The organism is Megasphaera stantonii, assembly GCF_003367905.1.
Classification (GTDB): Bacteria; Bacillota; Negativicutes; order Veillonellales; family Megasphaeraceae; genus Megasphaera; species Megasphaera stantonii.
In genome coordinates, this window is the sequence record NZ_CP029462.1 from 2,597,657 (window position 1) to 2,614,117 (window position 16,461).

Below are 16,461 nucleotides of genomic sequence, written 5' to 3' on the forward strand. Positions count from 1 at the left end.
ATGAAAGGGCGCGCGGCAGCGCTGCGGACGGCTCTTGCCGGTTGTTGTCTTATCCTGTTGGCGGCGTGCCTTCTCTTTGCGGCAGGCTGCGGGCGGGGAGCGGACGCAGAGGCGGAGCAGCTGCAAGTCCATTTCCTCGACGTCGGCCAGGCCGACGCGGCCTTGCTGCAGTACAAGGGACAGCATATGCTCATTGATACGGGAGACGTAGACGGCCGGTCGGCTTTGGTACAGAGGCTCAAGGAAAAGGGCGTTCATACGCTGGACGTCGTGTTGATAAGCCATCCGCACGGCGATCACCTGGGCGGCATGGCCGCCTTGTTCGACCAGTTTCACATAAAACAAATATACGATAACGGGCAAGAGTCCCGAACGGCGATGTATAAAAATTACGTAAAAAACATCGTGCGTAAGAAGATTTCCTATAAAGCCTTAAAGAGGGGAGATAAGGTTACCTTTGCCGGCGACGTCGTGTGCCATGTCCTTTGGCCGGCGGCAGAAGGAGCGGCAGCGATGACTGCGTCGGAAAGCGGCCGGACTAATAACCAGTCCGTCGTCTGCAAGATAGCCTTCGGCAGCTTTTCCGTCTTGTTTACGGGGGACGCGCAGCGGGAAGCAGAGGAACAGATTCTCCGCCATGTCCGGCGAAACGATCTGAAGGCGACAATACTCAAGGCCGGCCATCATGGCAGTAAGACCTCTTCCAGCCCGGCGTTTATAGAGGCCGTGAGGCCGGAAGCTGTCGTCGTTTCCTGCGGCGCCGGCAATTCCTACGGATTTCCCCATACAGCCGTTTTGGCGGCGCTTAAAAAGCAAAAGGCGGACGTATACCGGACGGACCGGGACGGCGCCATATCTGTCGTCAGCGACGGCCGGGGATATACTGTGATAAAGGAGCGATAATATGAAGACGCTTATCGGCAGCGTCGACCGCATTACCGGGACGACTGCCTATATCATGCTGAACGACGATGCGCATGTCCTGCAGATTCCGGCAGAGCTGCTGCCGGATGGCGCAGCAGAGGGCATGGCCTATACGATTACCATAGAGCGCAACGGCGCGGAAGAACGGCGGCTGCGCGACGACATTGCGGCGCTGCGGAAGGCCTTGAAGGATTAGATAAAATACGAATAGGAATTTTGTCACAAAAAGATATTATCCGGCGGCGACATGTGATATAATAAACAGGTCAATTTTTGCAAAGGAGAGATATACGTGATGAAGAGACTTTTTATACTTCCGCTCCTGATGCTCCTGTGCCTGGTTCCCATGCTGCCGGCGCAGGCCGCTTCTAAGGCGGAAATCACCAGCGTCCGCACGGCGACCCGCAACGACGCCAATGTTCCTTTCGTACGAACCGTATTGGAATTGGACAGCAAAGTCACGCCGCGCCTCTTTATTGACGAGGACGGGAAATATGTTACGGTGACGCTGCCGAACGCCAAAATTGCCAAAAATGTAGAAAAGAAGTACAATGCGGACCGCAACGTCGTGTCCCGCATCAGCTTGTCTCAGCGTTCGTCCGGTACAGATGTCAACATCAAGGTCCCCCGGGCCGTGACCAAGAGCGACGTCAACGTCTTTACCCTGCCGGGAACGGACAAGGCTAAAAAGGAATGCCGCGTCGTCATCGACGTCAACGACAAGTCGGGCAAGGTCAAGCAGTGGATGCACTGGAACGACGCTAAGATCGGCATTGACAATACGTCCCTCAGCTCGACCTATTCCGTCAAGGTGCCGTCATACAGCAGCAGCCGTTCGTACAAGCTGACCAAGGGCTTAAAGGATAAGGTCATCTGCATCGATCCGGGCCACGGCGGTACCGATGTCGGCGCGATCGGCAAGATATCCCAGGAAAAAAATATCACCCTGGCAATTTCTAAGAAGATCGCCGATTTGCTGAATGATGCCGGCGCGAAGGTCATCATGACCCGCACGACCGACGTCGACGTATATGCTCCGTACGATGCCGCGGCAGAAGAGCTGCAGGCCCGCTGCAATATCGCCAATGCGGCAAAGGCCGACGCCTTCGTATCGGTTCACATCGACTCCTTCTCTTCAGCCGACGCCCGCGGCGTGACGGCGTATTACAACAGCAAGACGCCTCATGATTACAGCCTAGCCAAGTACATCCACAACCAGAACATGCAGGCGACGGAATTCCCCGACAGAGGCACGCGGACGGCTAATTTCTACGTGCTGCTCCACACCAATATGCCGGCCGTCCTTTTGGAATTGGGCTTCATTTCCAACCCGACGGAAGAACGGGCCCTCAATTCGGAAAAGCAGCAGCAGAATTTTGCCGAAAGCATCGTTAAAGGGCTGGCCGATTATTTTAACCATAACGGCAGATAAAGTGGTCTGAAAGAAATAGCTGTAAATCTTGAAAATTTCTATTGACAGTTTACCGGCTGTCATGTATACTAGAAAAGTCGTAGCATAAGTGGCTAGGATAAGCCGCATGGAGAGGCTCGTAAGTCCCTGCAAAGGGCGCCGTATTCAGCGAGTATATGTATGAGGAGGTGTCACTCATGTACGCTATTATTAAAACGGGCGGAAAACAGTATCGCGTTCAGGAAGGCGACAGCATTTTTGTCGAAAAACTGGCTGCTGATGTTGATTCCGAAGTAGTATTTGACCAGGTTTTGGCAGTCGTAAACGACGGAGACGTTAAAGTAGGCGCTCCCGTAGTTGAAGGCGCTAAAGTTACTGCGAAAGTATTGGAACAGGGCAAACAGAAGAAAATCCGTATTTTCAAATACAAAGCTAAATCCAACTACCGTCGCCGTATGGGTCATCGTCAGCCTTACACAAAGGTTACGATTGAAAAAATCGAAGGCTAATGATTACGATTACATTGCAGCGTGATAAGGAGAAGCGCATTACGGGGTTCGATATATCCGGTCATGCCGGGTACGGCGAAGCTGGAAGCGATATCGTATGTGCAGCCGTATCGGCACTGGCACAGTCGGCGTTGTTAGGTCTGCTTGACTACGATGCCAAGCACGTGCAGTACGACGTAGGAGAAGGCTCTTTATCCGTTCATGTGATGAAAGACGGCGTTGCGCCGCAGGCTATACTGCGCGCAATGGAATTAGGCTTAACAGAAATAAGCAAGCAATACAGCGAGTATGTAATACTCCATTCATAGACGTCAGGAGGTGGACGGGATGTTCAATTTTAATTTGCAGCTGTTCGCTCACAAAAAAGGTACCGGCTCCACGCGTAACGGTCGTGACAGCGAATCCAAACGCCTTGGCGTAAAATGCCATGACGGCGTTCTCGTAAAAGCCGGCAACATTATCGTTCGTCAGCGCGGCACGCATTTCCATCCGGGCACTAACGTAGGTATCGGCAAAGACGATACGTTATTTGCTACGGCTGCCGGCAAAGTCGCTTTCGAACGCTCCGGCAAGTACAACCGTAAGGTAAGCGTATACCCGGTTGAAGCTGAAGCTTAAGTATGAGTATAAAAAATCCTGCAGCATGGCTGCGGGATTTTTTTGTATTCTGAACCTGTTATGATACGCAGTAATTGAATGATCAGGAGGAACAGTATGCGCATATATGTAAATGGAGAAGAACGAAATCTGCATGTGTACGACAAAATTGCCGGCGTAGATTATGCCAAAAACGTCATCTGTGCCCAGGACCGTCTGGATACGGACGATTTCGGCGCGTTTACGATGACCGAGGAAGAATTTGAATACTGGCGCAAGCTTCTCGTCACCTTGCAGGATTCGGAAGATATCCGCTTTGCCATTAAGGATCTGGTCGATGAAGAAGAATTAAGCGACTATGTTTACGAAGAAACGAAATACGTCACCCAGACGCAGCAAATTATTGAAGTAGAAAACCTGAGCCTTAAAGATCTGCAGAAGGCCCTGACGGAAAAGAATACGGCTTGGCTGAAGGAAAACGGTTTCGTCAAGACCTTGGAAAAATAGATATTTCTGCAAGAGAATACTACTGCTGGCATGTTGATACTATGCGGCGTTGTTCGCATGAATTACGGCTTTGACGTGACCATCGACGCGATGGACGAAACGCCAGCTATTCCTGAATGGATTAAGATTGCAGTAAAATAAGTGTCAAGGAAAGGGACTGTTGCATGAAGAATCATTATCCTCTTCGTGTGACAGTCCCATTTTATTATGCATTGCAGCACAAAAGCTCCGCAGCAGAATATATCTGTCAACGGAGCTTTTGTGCAGTGAATGCATCACTAATAAATTATTTCAATCCACAATTATGCTTCTGCATAATGGCTATCTTATTATAACAAACAAATTGAAGTTTTTGAATTTTCCCGTATAGTATTGACTATTCTTTTTGTATATATTAAAATTTAATAAACTAATAAATTGAATTAAAATATAAACAGCTTTTGATGGCATTGACGTTAGGTCTTATCTATTGTATACTATAAATGTAGTAATTATATCTTAGCGAGAGATACTAGGTTATTACAATAAGGTCCAACGTAGTTGGTACCGCAAAGCTCTAACGGTATGCCTTTTGGCATACCGTTATCTTTTTATACAGACTTATTTTGGAGACAGGGAGTGATCATATGAATTATGTATTAGGCTTAGATATTGGGATTACATCCGTGGGGTGGGCTGTCTTGGAATTAGATACACACGATGAACCCATACGTATTGTCGATTTAAACTCCCGCATCTTTGAAAAAGCAGAAGTGCCGAAGACGGGGGAATCCTTGGCTGCGCCGCGGCGGATGGCGCGCAGTGCTCGTCGGCTGACAAGACGGCGTCGGTTTCGGCTTCATCGCGTGAGGCGATATTTGATTCGAAATCGTATACTTGATGCGCGACAGGTTGAAGAGTTGTATGTTGATTCGATAGGAAAAACAGATATTTACGAACTGCGGTATCAAGCGTTAAGCCAACCAGTTTCCAACTCAGATTGGGCCAGACTGCTGATTTTCTTTGCTAAGCACCGCGGTTTCAAATCCAATCGGAAACATATCAGCGACAGCGGCGATGAAGGCCAGATGCTGAATGCTATTACGGAAAATCAAGAGATTCTGAACAACTATCACACCGTTGGCGAAATGCTGTATAAAAACGAAAAATTTAAAGCCTGTAAACGAAATAAAGGCGGCTCTTATGCATTTACTGTCAGTCGGGATATGCTGGCTGATGAAATTCATGCCTTGTTTGACGTACAGCGGAGTCTAGGACAAGCCTATGCGTCAGAGGAATTAGAAGAAGAATATATGGAGCTATTTTCAGCACAGCGCAATTTTGATGAAGGTCCCGGTATGAACAGTCCATATAGCGGAAACCAAATTGAAAAAATGATCGGCTGTTGCACCTTTGAAGACGATGAAAAACGAGCGCCTAAAGCCAGCTATGCTTTTATGGCTTTTAATGTATGGCAAAAGATTAATCATCTTCGCGTAACCTGTGAAGGAACAGATCGCTCTTTATCACAGGCGGAAAAAGAAACGTTGGCTGCACTCGCTTGGAAAAAAGAAAATATCACTTTTAAAGATATTCGCAATAAGCTTGGACTGGATGATACAGTTCGATTTTTAGATGTAAATTATAATTTAGACAAATATAAAACGGCAGAAGAAGCCGAGAAGAAGGTAAAATTTAGCTGGGTCAAAGAATATCATGCGATTCGCAAAGCTTTGGATAAGGTGAAAAAAGACCGTATTTCAGAATTAAGCCATGAGCAGATTGATACCATTGCCTATGCGTTTACTGTCTACAAAAATGATGAAGCCATTAAAAGATATTTGCTGGAACATGCTATTGAACTGGCTGACGCTGAAGCTTTATTAGAAAACATATCGGGATTCAGTAAATTTGGCCACTTGTCGGTCAAGGCATGCTATAAGCTGCTGGAGCCCCTGCAGCAGGGCCATGTATATACCAAAGCTTGCGAAATTGCCGGATACGATCCGCAGAAAAGTAATCAGGAAAATATCAGTGATATCCCGAATCCAGTAGTAAAACGGGCGTTGAGTCAGGCTTTGAAAGTTATTAAGGCGATTATCCGGCAATATGGATGCCCCCCTGTGGAAATTCATATTGAATTAGCCCGCGAGCTGGCTAAAAGCGCAAAAGAACGGACAGTGCTAGAGAAGGCTATGAAGGACAATCAATCCCGCAACGAAAAAATCAAAACTAAGCTCCATGAACTGAACGTCATGCAGCCGACGGGGCTGGATATTGTCAAGTATAAGTTATACGAACAACAACAGGGCGACTGCGCTTATTCGCAGAAGAAGTTCGATGTGAATCGTCTGCTTCATGATCCCACCTATGCAGAAGTAGATCACATTATTCCGTATAGCCGTTCTTTTGATGATACATACCGCAACAAGGTATTGGTATTGACGAAAGAAAACCGGGACAAAGGCAATCGGACGCCTATGGAATATTTTCAAGATAAGCCGGAGCGGAAAGAAGCGTTTATCAACTGGGTAAAGCGTACGATTTCTGATGGGAAAAAACGAAATAATTTACTGCGCGTCAATTATTCTGCTGACGCTGAAAAAGAATGGAAAGATAGACATCTGCAGGATACGCAGTATATCAGCCGGTACTTATATAATTATTTGAAACGGCATATTGAATTAAAAGAAGGATATACAGACAGAAAACGACGCATTATTCCTGTCAACGGTGCTGTGACAGCATATGTCCGCAAACGGCTGGGTATTTCTAAAATTCGCGAAAACGGAGACTTGCATCATGCCGTGGACGCCGTTATTATTGCCTGTGTGACTCAAGGCGTAGTCAATAAGATTTCCCGCTACAGCAAAATAAAAGAGCTGCGGCAGTTCATGACGGCAGACGGTATGATTGTTGACAAAGAAACAGGAGAAGTACTGCAGACTACCAATCCGCGTAAAACAGATCCCTTCCCCGAACCATGGCCGAAATTCCGTCAGGAATTGGAAGCTCGGGTCAGCGACAATCCGGCAGAAGCGATTGCAGCGCTGGGGCTGCCGACATATAAAGGCATTGTCAATATTTCCGCGCCTTTTGTCTCACGCATGCCTAACCGTAAGGTTCACGGGCCGGCGCACGCAGACACTATTCGTAGTCCTAAATTGCGTAAAGAGGGCTATGTAATATCTAAAACAACGTTATCTAAATTAAAATTGAAGAATGGCGAAATAGAGGGCTATTATAATCCTTCTAGCGATAGACTTCTTTATGAAGCATTGAAACAACGACTAGAGGCTTTTGGCGGAGATGGGAAAAAGGCTTTTAAAGAACCGTTTTATAAACCTAAGGCAGATGGAACATTCGGAGCAGAAGTTAAAAAAGTAAAGTTGATAGAAGCGGCTACGTTGTTGGTATCTGTAAATAATGGTAAAGGTGTAGCTCAGAATGATTCCAACAATGGAATGGTTCGTGTTGATGTGTTTGGTGTCGATGAAAATGGAAAACTTGGATACTATTTTGTTCCTATATATGTTGCAGATACAATAAGAGATATTCTGCCTAATAAGGCGATAATTCAAGGTAAAAAATATACTGATTGGAAAGTTATGAAAGATGATGATTTTCTGTTTTCTCTATATTCAAATGATTTAATTTATATTGAATCTGCTAAAGAAATTGTCTTACATACTATAAAAGAGAGTACGTTACCATCTGATTATAATATAAAAAAAGGTTTCTTGTATTATAAAGGGACTCACGGACGTAATGCAACTCTTACAGTAGTTAATCATGATGGAACCTATACAAAAGGCAGTATGGGGGCCAAAGGGTTACTCTGTCTAAAGAAATGTACAGTAGATGTTTTAGGCAATATACATTACGTGAAAAAAGAAAGACGATTAGGATTTAAATGAAAGTGTGATGCAGAATGTATCAACATATCGTCATAGAAAGTGGTGCAAAGTTATATCAGAAAAACAGCCAGCTTTTTATAGAAGCTGAACAGATTCATCATATTCCCATAGAAGATATCGCTACGCTGCTGTTAGATAATCGCCGTATTGCAATTACGGGGTATTGTTTGGAAACAGTAGTAAAAAACGGCGCTGTCGTCATATTGTGCAACGAGAAACACTTGCCCAGCGCCGTTATGCTGCCATTTGCGGCTAATTCCCGGCGACTGAAGATGATAAATCTGCAGGTAGGGCAGACCAGGCCGCGGAAAAAGCAGCTCTGGAAACAGATCATACAGCAGAAGATTTATAATCAGGGACGGTGTCTGGAACTGTGCGGAAAAGAAAATGTAGTCAAAAAGTTTATAGATAAGGTTAAATCCGGCGACAGCACAAACGCTGAAGGAACTGCGGCGGCAGCGTACTTTAAAGCCTTATATGGAGACGAGTTTATTCGCCATGGCAGCGATGTAGTAAACAGTATCCTGGATTACGGCTATGCGGTGCTTCGCAGTTCCATTGCTCGGTATTTGGCCTTATACGGATTCGAACCTAGCTTGGGAATATTTCATCACAGCGAGTTAAATTCATTCAATTTGGCTGATGACTTAATTGAACCGTTTCGGCCTATTGTCGATATATATGCATATCGGTATGTTGGAACGGAAGAAAAGGAGATGAGTGCTGCAGTACGTCGAGAACTGGTCCAATTATTAAGCTGCAATATCTGTTCCGGAAATGAAGTTCATGCTGTTCATTATGCCATTGAGCGGACGGTGCAAAGCCTGATTCGTGCCTATACAGAAAAAGAAAAATGCTTGTTGCTGCCGGAACTGCTGCCTTTACAAGTTCATGCATATGAGTAGGTTTATGCGTTTAATCGTCATGTTTGATTTACCTGTTCGAACAAAGGCAGAACGACGGGCAGCAACGCAGTTTCGACAATTTCTTTTAAAAGACGGATATTATATGATGCAATTTTCCGTCTATGTGCGCTTGTGCAATGGTATGGAAGCAGCTAATAAACACCGGATGAGAATTTTACATGCATTGCCTAAAGCAGGGTCTATTCGTACCTTGTTAATTACGGAACGACAATTTGAATCAATGGAAATTTTATGTGGGGCGAATTGTCAAGCTAAGTGCAACTTTTTAGAGTAATGTACTTCGTATGGCGTTTTGTATCCTAAACATTTTCGGGGACGGCGATTTAGTTCTGCAAAAACAGCTTGCACATAGGCTTCTGGAACGAGTGTGATGTCCGTCCCTTTCGGGAAATACTCTCGGACTAGGCCATTGGTATTTTCGTTGCTTCCCCGCTGCCAGGGCTGATGCGGCGGCGGGAAATAAAACGGCACGCCGTTCAAGGCCTCCGTGACAGCGGCATGATGGGCGAACTCTTTTCCTCTGTCCGGCGTAAGGCTTTTTACAGGTTGCCCTTGCAGTACCTGAAGCAATACCGTATTGACGGCTTGTGCTGTCTTTTTGGCTGCTTTGCCTCCTACCAGATACCGGCTCTTTCTATCTACCAACGTAACCAGACAGGCTTTTCCTGTCTTTCCTGCTATGGTATCACATTCCCAATGTCCTCGCCGGGAGCGGTTAGCGGCTCCTGCTGGCCGTTCCGAAATATCGTGAGAGATGGGAATAGAACCCCGTCGTTCCTGATATTGCCGGGTATGCCGGGATTTTCCATGATGCCGCAAGCGGCGGACCGCACCGCGGGACCCATGGGAGGACGACGTTTCATCAAACATACCGGCATATATGGCGCGGTAAATCGTTGCATAGCTAAGGAGTGCCTTCTGATGTTCCAGCTGCAAGCGTCCGGCAATTTCTTCTGGGGACCAATGATGCACCAGGAAGAGATTTTTAACCAATGCGAATAGCTCGGCATTCTCTAACCGCTTGTGAGGCTTGCATGCCTTACGGCGGCGGGCATACTGTTGTTGTGCGGTGATGGGCAGATACTTGCCGTTCACTGTATTTCTGCGTAGTTCCCGTGAGATCGTGGATTTATCTCGGCCGAGGGCCGCCGCAATTCGAGAGATAGAATAGGACTGCGCGCGAAAAAAGAGTAGATTTTCTCGTTCAGATAGAGTAAGATGATGATAGTGGCACATAGGTTTCCTCCGAGATATAGATTTTGTTTGGTAGCATTATTATATCAGAAACCTATGTGTCATTTTTTATAGGTGTTGCACTTGTATTGTAAATTCGCCGGTGAAAAAATTCCCGATTTAGATGAAAATAAGAAGAAAAATACAGTCGTTGTTTTGTAATTTTTGTGAAAAAAGTGTCTCGAAAGAGGCACTTTTTCTGCTTTTCCGACGATTTTTTTCATACTAAAAAGAACGTCGCAGAAAGTGTGCAACGTGCTTTTTAGCAGGTATATTATACCTTAGCGAGAGATATTAGGGAACTACAACCATTACCTTTATTTCCCGCACGGAACAGTTATTATACCTTAGCGAGAGATATTAGGGAACTACAACATCACAACAAATTATAAGTTTGACACCGTCATTATACCTTAGCGAGAGATATTAGGGAACTACAACATGACACTATACGACATTTGCGCCGCCTGGATTATACCTTAGCGAGAGATATTAGGGAACTACAACTATTCTTTGAGTCTACGGACGAGAATGTTAATTATACCTTAGCGAGAGATATTAGGGAACTACAACCAGCAGATAATGCAAGTTTCTGCAAGCTATATTATACCTTAGCGAGAGATATTAGGGAACTACAACAGTTCACGTTCATGGGCGTTAGAAACGATTATTATACCTTAGCGAGAGATATTAGGGAACTACAACCCTTCCCGTACCGGCAGAATTTCCTTGCGCATTATACCTTAGCGAGAGATATTAGGGAACTACAACTAGGACGGGCTCTATCTTCGCAATGTCCTTATTATACCTTAGCGAGAGATATTAGGGAACTACAACGAACGAACGTGAACGATTGAGCCAAATCCGATTATACCTTAGCGAGAGATATTAGGGAACGATAAGAGGACAGAACAGTTTGACACGTCGTCATTGATATATTACTGTTCACTATCATTGTACTGTAACATGGCATAATTGTGAATATGTAAAGTTTTATTATTTTCTCTGTCTGGGCGGTTCTTACCAAAATAGGATGATTTTATGCCGTTCATATGGTATAATACTATTTTGTAAATGTGTATTAAATTTTTCTGCGAGGAGTGTCTGTATGAAAATCAGTGCTGAAGAAATAAAGAAAATTGCACTGTTGTCCCGCTTGGAAATCAAGGAAGACCAGATTGACGCTGTCGGGAAACAGCTGAACGACATTTTATCGTATATGGATCTCATGAGTCAGGTAGATATTACGGATGTACAGCCGACGGCTCATGCCGTATCCATGTCCAATGTCATGCGCGACGATGTGCCCCATACGTCCCTGCCCAATGATAAAGCGCTGCAAAATGCGCCGGAACCGGAAAACGGCTACTTTAAAGTGCCGAAGGTCATTCAGGATTAAGGAGGGATATTGTGGTAACGATACATGGATTACACGACAAGCTCGTCAAAGGCGAACTGTCTGCCGTTGAATTGACAAAAGCCTATATTGCCCGCAAAGACGCCGTAGAACCGCAGGTTCAGGCTTTTTTGTCGGATAACCGCGAATTTGCGCTGGAAGCGGCTGCTGCCGTCGATAAAAAAATCGCTGCCGGTGAAGCGATTGCCGATCTGGCTGGCGTTCCCGGGGCCATTAAAGATAATATCTGCATTAAAGGACAGTACGCTACGTGCGCGTCCAAGATGCTGAAAAATTTCAAATCGCCGTATAATGCGACGGTTATTGAAAAGCTGATGGACGTCGATTACGTCAGCCTTGGCAAGACCAACATGGATGAATTCGCCATGGGCAGCTCGACGGAAAACTCGGCCTTCCAGATTACGCATAACCCCTGGGGGCTGGATTATGTTCCCGGCGGCTCGTCGGGCGGTTCGGCTGCTGCCGTCGCTGCCGGCGAATGCGTATGGTCTCTCGGCTCCGATACGGGCGGATCGGTCCGCCAGCCTGCGGCTTACTGCGGCGTCGTCGGCCTCAAACCGACGTACGGCCTCATTTCCCGCTACGGCCTCATCGCCTTTGCGTCGTCCCTCGACCAGATCGGCACCTTTACGAACGACGTAGAAGACTGCGCCATTGTGCTGAATGCCGTTGCCGGTCACGACGCGAAAGACTCGACGTCTATTCCGCAGGCTAAAAAGGACTACAAGCAGGCCTTGGTCAACGACGTCAAGGGCATGAAGATCGGCATTCCCGAAGAATTCTTCGGCGAAGGCCTCGACGCTGAATGCCGCAAGGCCTTGGATGAAGCCATTGAAACGTACAAGAAATTAGGCGCGGAAATCGTGCCGGTCAGCATGCCTCACGTAAAATACGGCATCGCCGCCTACTACATCATCGCCCCGGCCGAAGCCAGCTCCAACCTGGCCCGGTACGACGGCGTCGGCTTTGGCCTGCGCGTCGAAGGCAAGGACATCGTCGATATGTATATCAAGACCCGTTCCGAAGGCTTCGGCCCGGAAGTACAGCGCCGCATCCTTCTCGGCACGTACGTCCTGAGCTCCGGCTATTACGACGCCTACTATCTGCGGGCTATGAAGGTCCGCACGCTTATCAAGCATGATTACGACGAAGCGCTGAAGCAATGCGACGTCCTCCTGACGCCGACGGCTCCGGACACGGCCTTCAAGATCGGCCAGAACAGCGGCAACCCGCTGGCCATGTACTTAGGCGACGTCTGCACCGTTACGCTGAACCTGGCAGGACTTCCGGGACTCAGCATTCCCTGCGGCTATAAAAACGGCCTGCCTATCGGCATGCAGCTCATCGGCAAGGCCCTCGATGAAGAAACGCTGCTCCGTGCGGCTTACACCTTTGAACAGAATAGAACGGACTTGCGCAAGCCGTTGCCTATGGGGGAGGTTGAATTATAATGAAATACGAATCCGTTATCGGCTTGGAAGTCCACGTCGAACTGAAAACGAAGACAAAGATTTTCTGCGGCTGCAGCACTGAATTCGGCGCCGAACCGAATACCCACGTCTGCCCGGTCTGCCTGGGCCTGCCCGGCGTGCTGCCCGTCCTCAATAAGGAAGTGCTCCACTTTGCCGTCAAGGCAGGGCTGGCGCTGCACTGCGACATTTTGCCGTACAGCAAATTTGACCGCAAAAACTACTACTATCCCGATTTGCCGAAAAACTTCCAGACATCCCAGTTTGACCTGCCTATCTGCAAGGGCGGCTACGTGGATATCGAAGTCAACGGCGAACAGCGCCGCATCCACCTGACCCGCATCCACATGGAAGAAGACGCCGGCAAGCTCGTTCACAGCGGCGGCAGCATCGACACGGCTGATTCGTCCTGTGTCGACTACAACCGCACGGGCGTGCCTCTCCTGGAAATCGTCGGCGAACCGGAGCTGCGCAGCGGCGAAGAAGCGCGGGCCTATTTGGAAAAGCTGCGTTCCATTCTCCAGTACTTAGGCGTATCGGACTGCCGTCTCGAAGAAGGCAGCATGCGCTGCGACGCCAACATCTCCGTCCGTCCTGTCGGCAGCGACAAGCTCGGCACGAAGACGGAATTGAAGAATATCAACTCCTTCAGCGGCGTGCAGAAGGGTATTGAATATGAAGCCGTCCGCCAGGCCCAGATCCTCGAAGAAGGCGGCACAATTCAGCAGTGCACCCGCGGCTGGGACGACGCCAAGGGTGTTACGTTCCTCCAGCGCGTCAAGGAAGGCGACAGCGATTACCGCTATTTCCCCGAACCGGATTTGATTCCCATCGAAGTATCGCCGGAATACATTGAAGAAGTCCGCAAGGAACTGCCGGAAATGCCCGACGCCCGCAAGAAGCGCTTTATGGACGAATTGGGCCTGCCCGAATACGACGCCAACCTGCTGACCTTGGAAAAGCAGACGGCAGACTATTTCGAAGACGTCGTCAAATGCGGCGTCGACGCCAAGACGGCATCGAACTGGATGCTCGGCGAATTTGCCAAGCTCCTCAATGAAAACGGCGTAGGCGCTGTCGACTCGCCCGTGCAGCCGGCGGCGCTGGCCGAACTGCTCCAGCTCATCGCCAAGAACACCATTTCCGGCAAAATCGCCAAGAAGGTACTGCCTGAAATGTGGAAATCCGGCAAGTCGGCCAATGACGTCGTAAAAGAACAGGGCCTCGTACAGATTACCGATACGGGCGCACTGGAAGAACTGGTCAAGAAGATCATCGAAGCCAATCCGCAGTCCGTTGCCGACTACAAGGCCGGCAAGAAGAAGGCTATCGGCTTTCTCGTCGGCCAGATCATGAAGGAAACGAAAGGCCGGGCTAACCCCGGTGTCGTCAACGAGCTCTTGACGAAAAATTTGCAATAGTGTAAGTACTGCGCGTTAACAGAAACACCGCTTATGCCGTAATCCACATAAGCGGTGTTTCTTGTAGTTAGGAGATATAATGAACATTATAGAAATTAAAGGGAACAGAGATGCCTATATTGAGCCCTTGACGGAACTGTGGGAACAGTCGGTCAAGGCGACGCACGATTTTTTATCGGCCGACGAAATAGCGGCCATTAAGAAGTATGTGCCGCAGGCTCTGGGCGGCGTGCCCGTATTAGTCGTGGCTCGCAGCGAGCAACAGGCCATGACGGCCTTCCTGGGATTGGACGGCGGCCGCATTGAAATGCTTTTCGTCTCGCCGGATGAACGGGGAAAGGGCATTGGAAAAGCCTTGATTCAGCAGGCTGTGGAACGATACGGGGCTTGGGAAGTAACGGTAAACGAGCAAAATCCCCAGGCCGTCGGCTTTTACGAGCGCATGGGATTTACGGTGTATAAACGGTCGGATTTGGACGAGCAGGGAAATCCTTATCCGCTGCTGTACATGAAGCTGCCAAGATAAGGTATCCATAAAGTATATAAAAATCTGCCGCCTTACGGAACGAACGCGTAGGACGGCAGATTTTTTTGCAGATTATAAAAAGATGTATTTTCCAATGAAGATGACCGCCAGAATGTACATGAGCAGGCTGATTTTTTCTCGTTTTCCCGTCAGGACGTTGAGGATGACATAGGAGATGATACCGAAAGAGATGCCTTCGGAAATGCTGTAGCAGAAGGGCATGGCAATGATGGTAATGTAGGCCGGAATGGCTTCGCTGAAATCGTCAAAGTCGATGCCGGCAACAGAGGTCAGCATGAGGAACCCGACGATGACCAGGGCCGGCGCGGTGGCGAAGGCCGGGATGGCCATGAAGAGAGGTGACAGGAACAGGGACAGGGCGAAAAACAGGGCGACGAACAACGCCGTCAAGCCCGTGCGGCCTCCTTCGCTGACGCCGGTAGCGCTTTCGACGAAGGTCGTCGTCGTACTGGTGCCGAGGACTGCGCCGAAGGTCGTGGCGACGGCGTCAGCCATGAGGGCTCCCTTGATGCGGGGCAGCTTGCCGTCGGCGTCGAGCATGTTGGCCTTGGAGGATACGCCGATGAGCGTACCTAAGGTATCGAAGATATCGACGAATAAGAAGGCGAACATGACGATGAGGAAATCGACGGACCAGAGGCGGCTGAAATCGAGGTGCCCGAAGATCGGAGCGATACTGGCTGGAGCAAAGGCCGCCGCGCCGGCAGATACGTCAGGGATTACGCTGTACATGTGCAGTTCCGGATTGGGGACGTACAGGCCGGTCAGTTCGCAGAGGACTGCTAATATCCATGTAAATAAGATGCCCCAGAGGACGTTGCCGCGGACGCGGCGGATCATGAGGAAGGCCGTAAACAAGATGCCCAGCATAGCCAGCAATACCGTAATGCCTACGGTGTGGAAGGTGCCGTCGGCGACGGCCTGCTTAAAGGAAAAGAGGGAAATCTTCGTAGCCGGGTTGGCGACGATGATTTGGGCGTTGAACAGGCCGATGAGGGCGATAAACAAGCCGATGCCGGCGGACACTGCCTTTTTCAGGGTCATCGGTATGGCGTTGAAGATGGCTTCGCGGACGTTTGTCAAGGATAGGACGATAAAAATGACGCCTTCTACAAAGACGGCGGCCAAGGCCATTTCCCACGTATAGCCCATCTGCAGGACTACGGTATAGGCAAAAAAGGCGTTCAGGCCCATGCCGGGAGCCAGGGCGAAGGGATAGTTGGCAAAGAAGGCCATGCACAACGTGCCGATGAGGGACGCCAAGGCCGTCGCCGTGAGGACGGCGCCCTTATCCATGCCGGCGGCGCTCAGAATCGTCGGGTTGACGGCCAGAATATAGGCCATGGTCATGAAGGTCGTAATGCCGGCGATGAGCTCGGTTCTTACAGTCGTGCCGTTTTGCGTCAAATGAAACATACGTTCGAGGAAGTTCATAATGCACCCCTTTTGTGAATTTATAAAAATAAAATAAAAACATAGGTATGATTATATCTTTTTCAGGTCGAAATAGCAATGAAAAGGGTGAAAATATTTTTTATAGTCATATAAATTTGTCGTATAGAAGATGTTTTTCGGCAAGATGCTTTGGCTTCCCCGTAGCGGGT

The 16,461-nt window shown here is 48.3% G+C and carries 16 protein-coding genes and 1 CRISPR repeat array; of the genes, 14 read left to right on the plus strand and 2 right to left on the minus strand.

The features are described from left to right. From DKB62_RS12220 to cas2, 10 genes are all read left to right on the plus strand, one after another. Positions 1-903 carry a ComEC/Rec2 family competence protein gene (locus tag DKB62_RS12220; RefSeq protein WP_107196618.1) on the plus strand — a complete coding sequence of 301 codons (903 nt, stop codon included), beginning with the start codon at positions 1-3 and terminating at the stop codon, positions 901-903. A gap of 1 nt (position 904) precedes the next feature. Then, positions 905-1,120 carry a DUF3006 domain-containing protein gene (locus tag DKB62_RS12225; RefSeq protein ID WP_107196619.1) on the plus strand — a complete coding sequence of 72 codons (216 nt, stop codon included), beginning with the start codon at positions 905-907 and terminating at the stop codon, positions 1,118-1,120. A 99-nt stretch (positions 1,121-1,219) separates the two neighbouring features. Next, a complete protein-coding gene (locus DKB62_RS12230; RefSeq protein WP_095628685.1) occupies positions 1,220-2,356 on the plus strand; it encodes an N-acetylmuramoyl-L-alanine amidase family protein in 1,137 nt (378 codons plus the stop codon). 176 nt (positions 2,357-2,532) lie between these two features. Beyond that, on the plus strand, positions 2,533-2,844 hold the full coding sequence (gene rplU / locus DKB62_RS12235; protein WP_087478490.1) for a 50S ribosomal protein L21: 312 nt from the start codon (positions 2,533-2,535) through the stop codon (positions 2,842-2,844). After that, complete coding sequence (locus DKB62_RS12240) at positions 2,844-3,152, plus strand: ribosomal-processing cysteine protease Prp (RefSeq protein ID WP_107196620.1); 309 nt, start codon at positions 2,844-2,846, stop codon at positions 3,150-3,152. Before rplU ends, DKB62_RS12240 begins: the two co-directional genes overlap by 1 nt. Positions 3,153-3,171: 19 nt before the next feature. Further along, positions 3,172-3,462: a 50S ribosomal protein L27 gene (gene rpmA / locus DKB62_RS12245; RefSeq protein WP_087478492.1), complete on the plus strand. Its 291-nt coding sequence runs from the start codon at positions 3,172-3,174 to the stop codon at positions 3,460-3,462. 96 nt (positions 3,463-3,558) lie between these two features. Next, entirely contained in the window at positions 3,559-3,948 is a 390-nt protein-coding gene (locus DKB62_RS12250; protein WP_107196621.1) for a hypothetical protein, read from the plus strand. Positions 3,949-4,574: 626 nt separating this feature from the next. Then, the gene (cas9, locus tag DKB62_RS12255) at positions 4,575-7,844 is read left to right on the plus strand and encodes a type II CRISPR RNA-guided endonuclease Cas9 (RefSeq protein WP_107196622.1); all 3,270 of its coding nucleotides are present in this window, start codon (positions 4,575-4,577) and stop codon (positions 7,842-7,844) included. A 14-nt stretch (positions 7,845-7,858) separates the two neighbouring features. Next, positions 7,859-8,749, plus strand: coding sequence for a type II CRISPR-associated endonuclease Cas1 (gene cas1 / locus DKB62_RS12260; protein ID WP_107196623.1), 891 nt, complete (start codon positions 7,859-7,861; stop codon positions 8,747-8,749). 4 nt (positions 8,750-8,753) lie between these two features. Further along, positions 8,754-9,044 carry a CRISPR-associated endonuclease Cas2 gene (gene cas2 / locus DKB62_RS12265; RefSeq protein ID WP_198643547.1) on the plus strand — a complete coding sequence of 97 codons (291 nt, stop codon included), beginning with the start codon at positions 8,754-8,756 and terminating at the stop codon, positions 9,042-9,044. Here the strand turns inward: cas2 and DKB62_RS12270 are convergent. Then, positions 9,017-10,006, minus strand: a complete 990-nt coding sequence (locus DKB62_RS12270; protein WP_107196804.1) for an IS30 family transposase — start codon at positions 10,004-10,006, stop codon at positions 9,017-9,019. The genes cas2 and DKB62_RS12270 overlap by 28 nt on opposite strands. A gap of 270 nt (positions 10,007-10,276) precedes the next feature. Next, positions 10,277-10,906: direct repeats of the CRISPR family, unit length 36 nt; unit sequence ATTATACCTTAGCGAGAGATATTAGGGAACTACAAC. A gap of 205 nt (positions 10,907-11,111) precedes the next feature. Here DKB62_RS12270 and gatC point away from each other — a divergent pair. The 4 genes from gatC to DKB62_RS12290 all read left to right on the plus strand — a co-directional run bounded on the left by gatC (position 11,112) and on the right by DKB62_RS12290 (position 14,836). Continuing rightward, the gene (gene gatC, locus DKB62_RS12275) at positions 11,112-11,402 is read left to right on the plus strand and encodes an Asp-tRNA(Asn)/Glu-tRNA(Gln) amidotransferase subunit GatC (RefSeq protein WP_095628689.1); all 291 of its coding nucleotides are present in this window, start codon (positions 11,112-11,114) and stop codon (positions 11,400-11,402) included. 11 nt (positions 11,403-11,413) lie between these two features. Beyond that, entirely contained in the window at positions 11,414-12,871 is a 1,458-nt protein-coding gene (gatA, locus tag DKB62_RS12280) for an Asp-tRNA(Asn)/Glu-tRNA(Gln) amidotransferase subunit GatA (RefSeq protein ID WP_107196669.1), read from the plus strand. Further along, complete coding sequence (gene gatB / locus DKB62_RS12285) at positions 12,871-14,310, plus strand: Asp-tRNA(Asn)/Glu-tRNA(Gln) amidotransferase subunit GatB (protein WP_107196670.1); 1,440 nt, start codon at positions 12,871-12,873, stop codon at positions 14,308-14,310. Before gatA ends, gatB begins: the two co-directional genes overlap by 1 nt. Positions 14,311-14,389: 79 nt before the next feature. After that, positions 14,390-14,836 carry an acetyltransferase gene (locus tag DKB62_RS12290; protein WP_107196671.1) on the plus strand — a complete coding sequence of 149 codons (447 nt, stop codon included), beginning with the start codon at positions 14,390-14,392 and terminating at the stop codon, positions 14,834-14,836. A 72-nt stretch (positions 14,837-14,908) separates the two neighbouring features. On the opposite strand, the gene DKB62_RS12295 is transcribed toward DKB62_RS12290, so the two are convergent. Then, complete coding sequence (locus tag DKB62_RS12295; protein WP_107196672.1) at positions 14,909-16,291, minus strand: NCS2 family permease; 1,383 nt, start codon at positions 16,289-16,291, stop codon at positions 14,909-14,911. Positions 16,292-16,461: the final 170 nt, after the last annotated feature.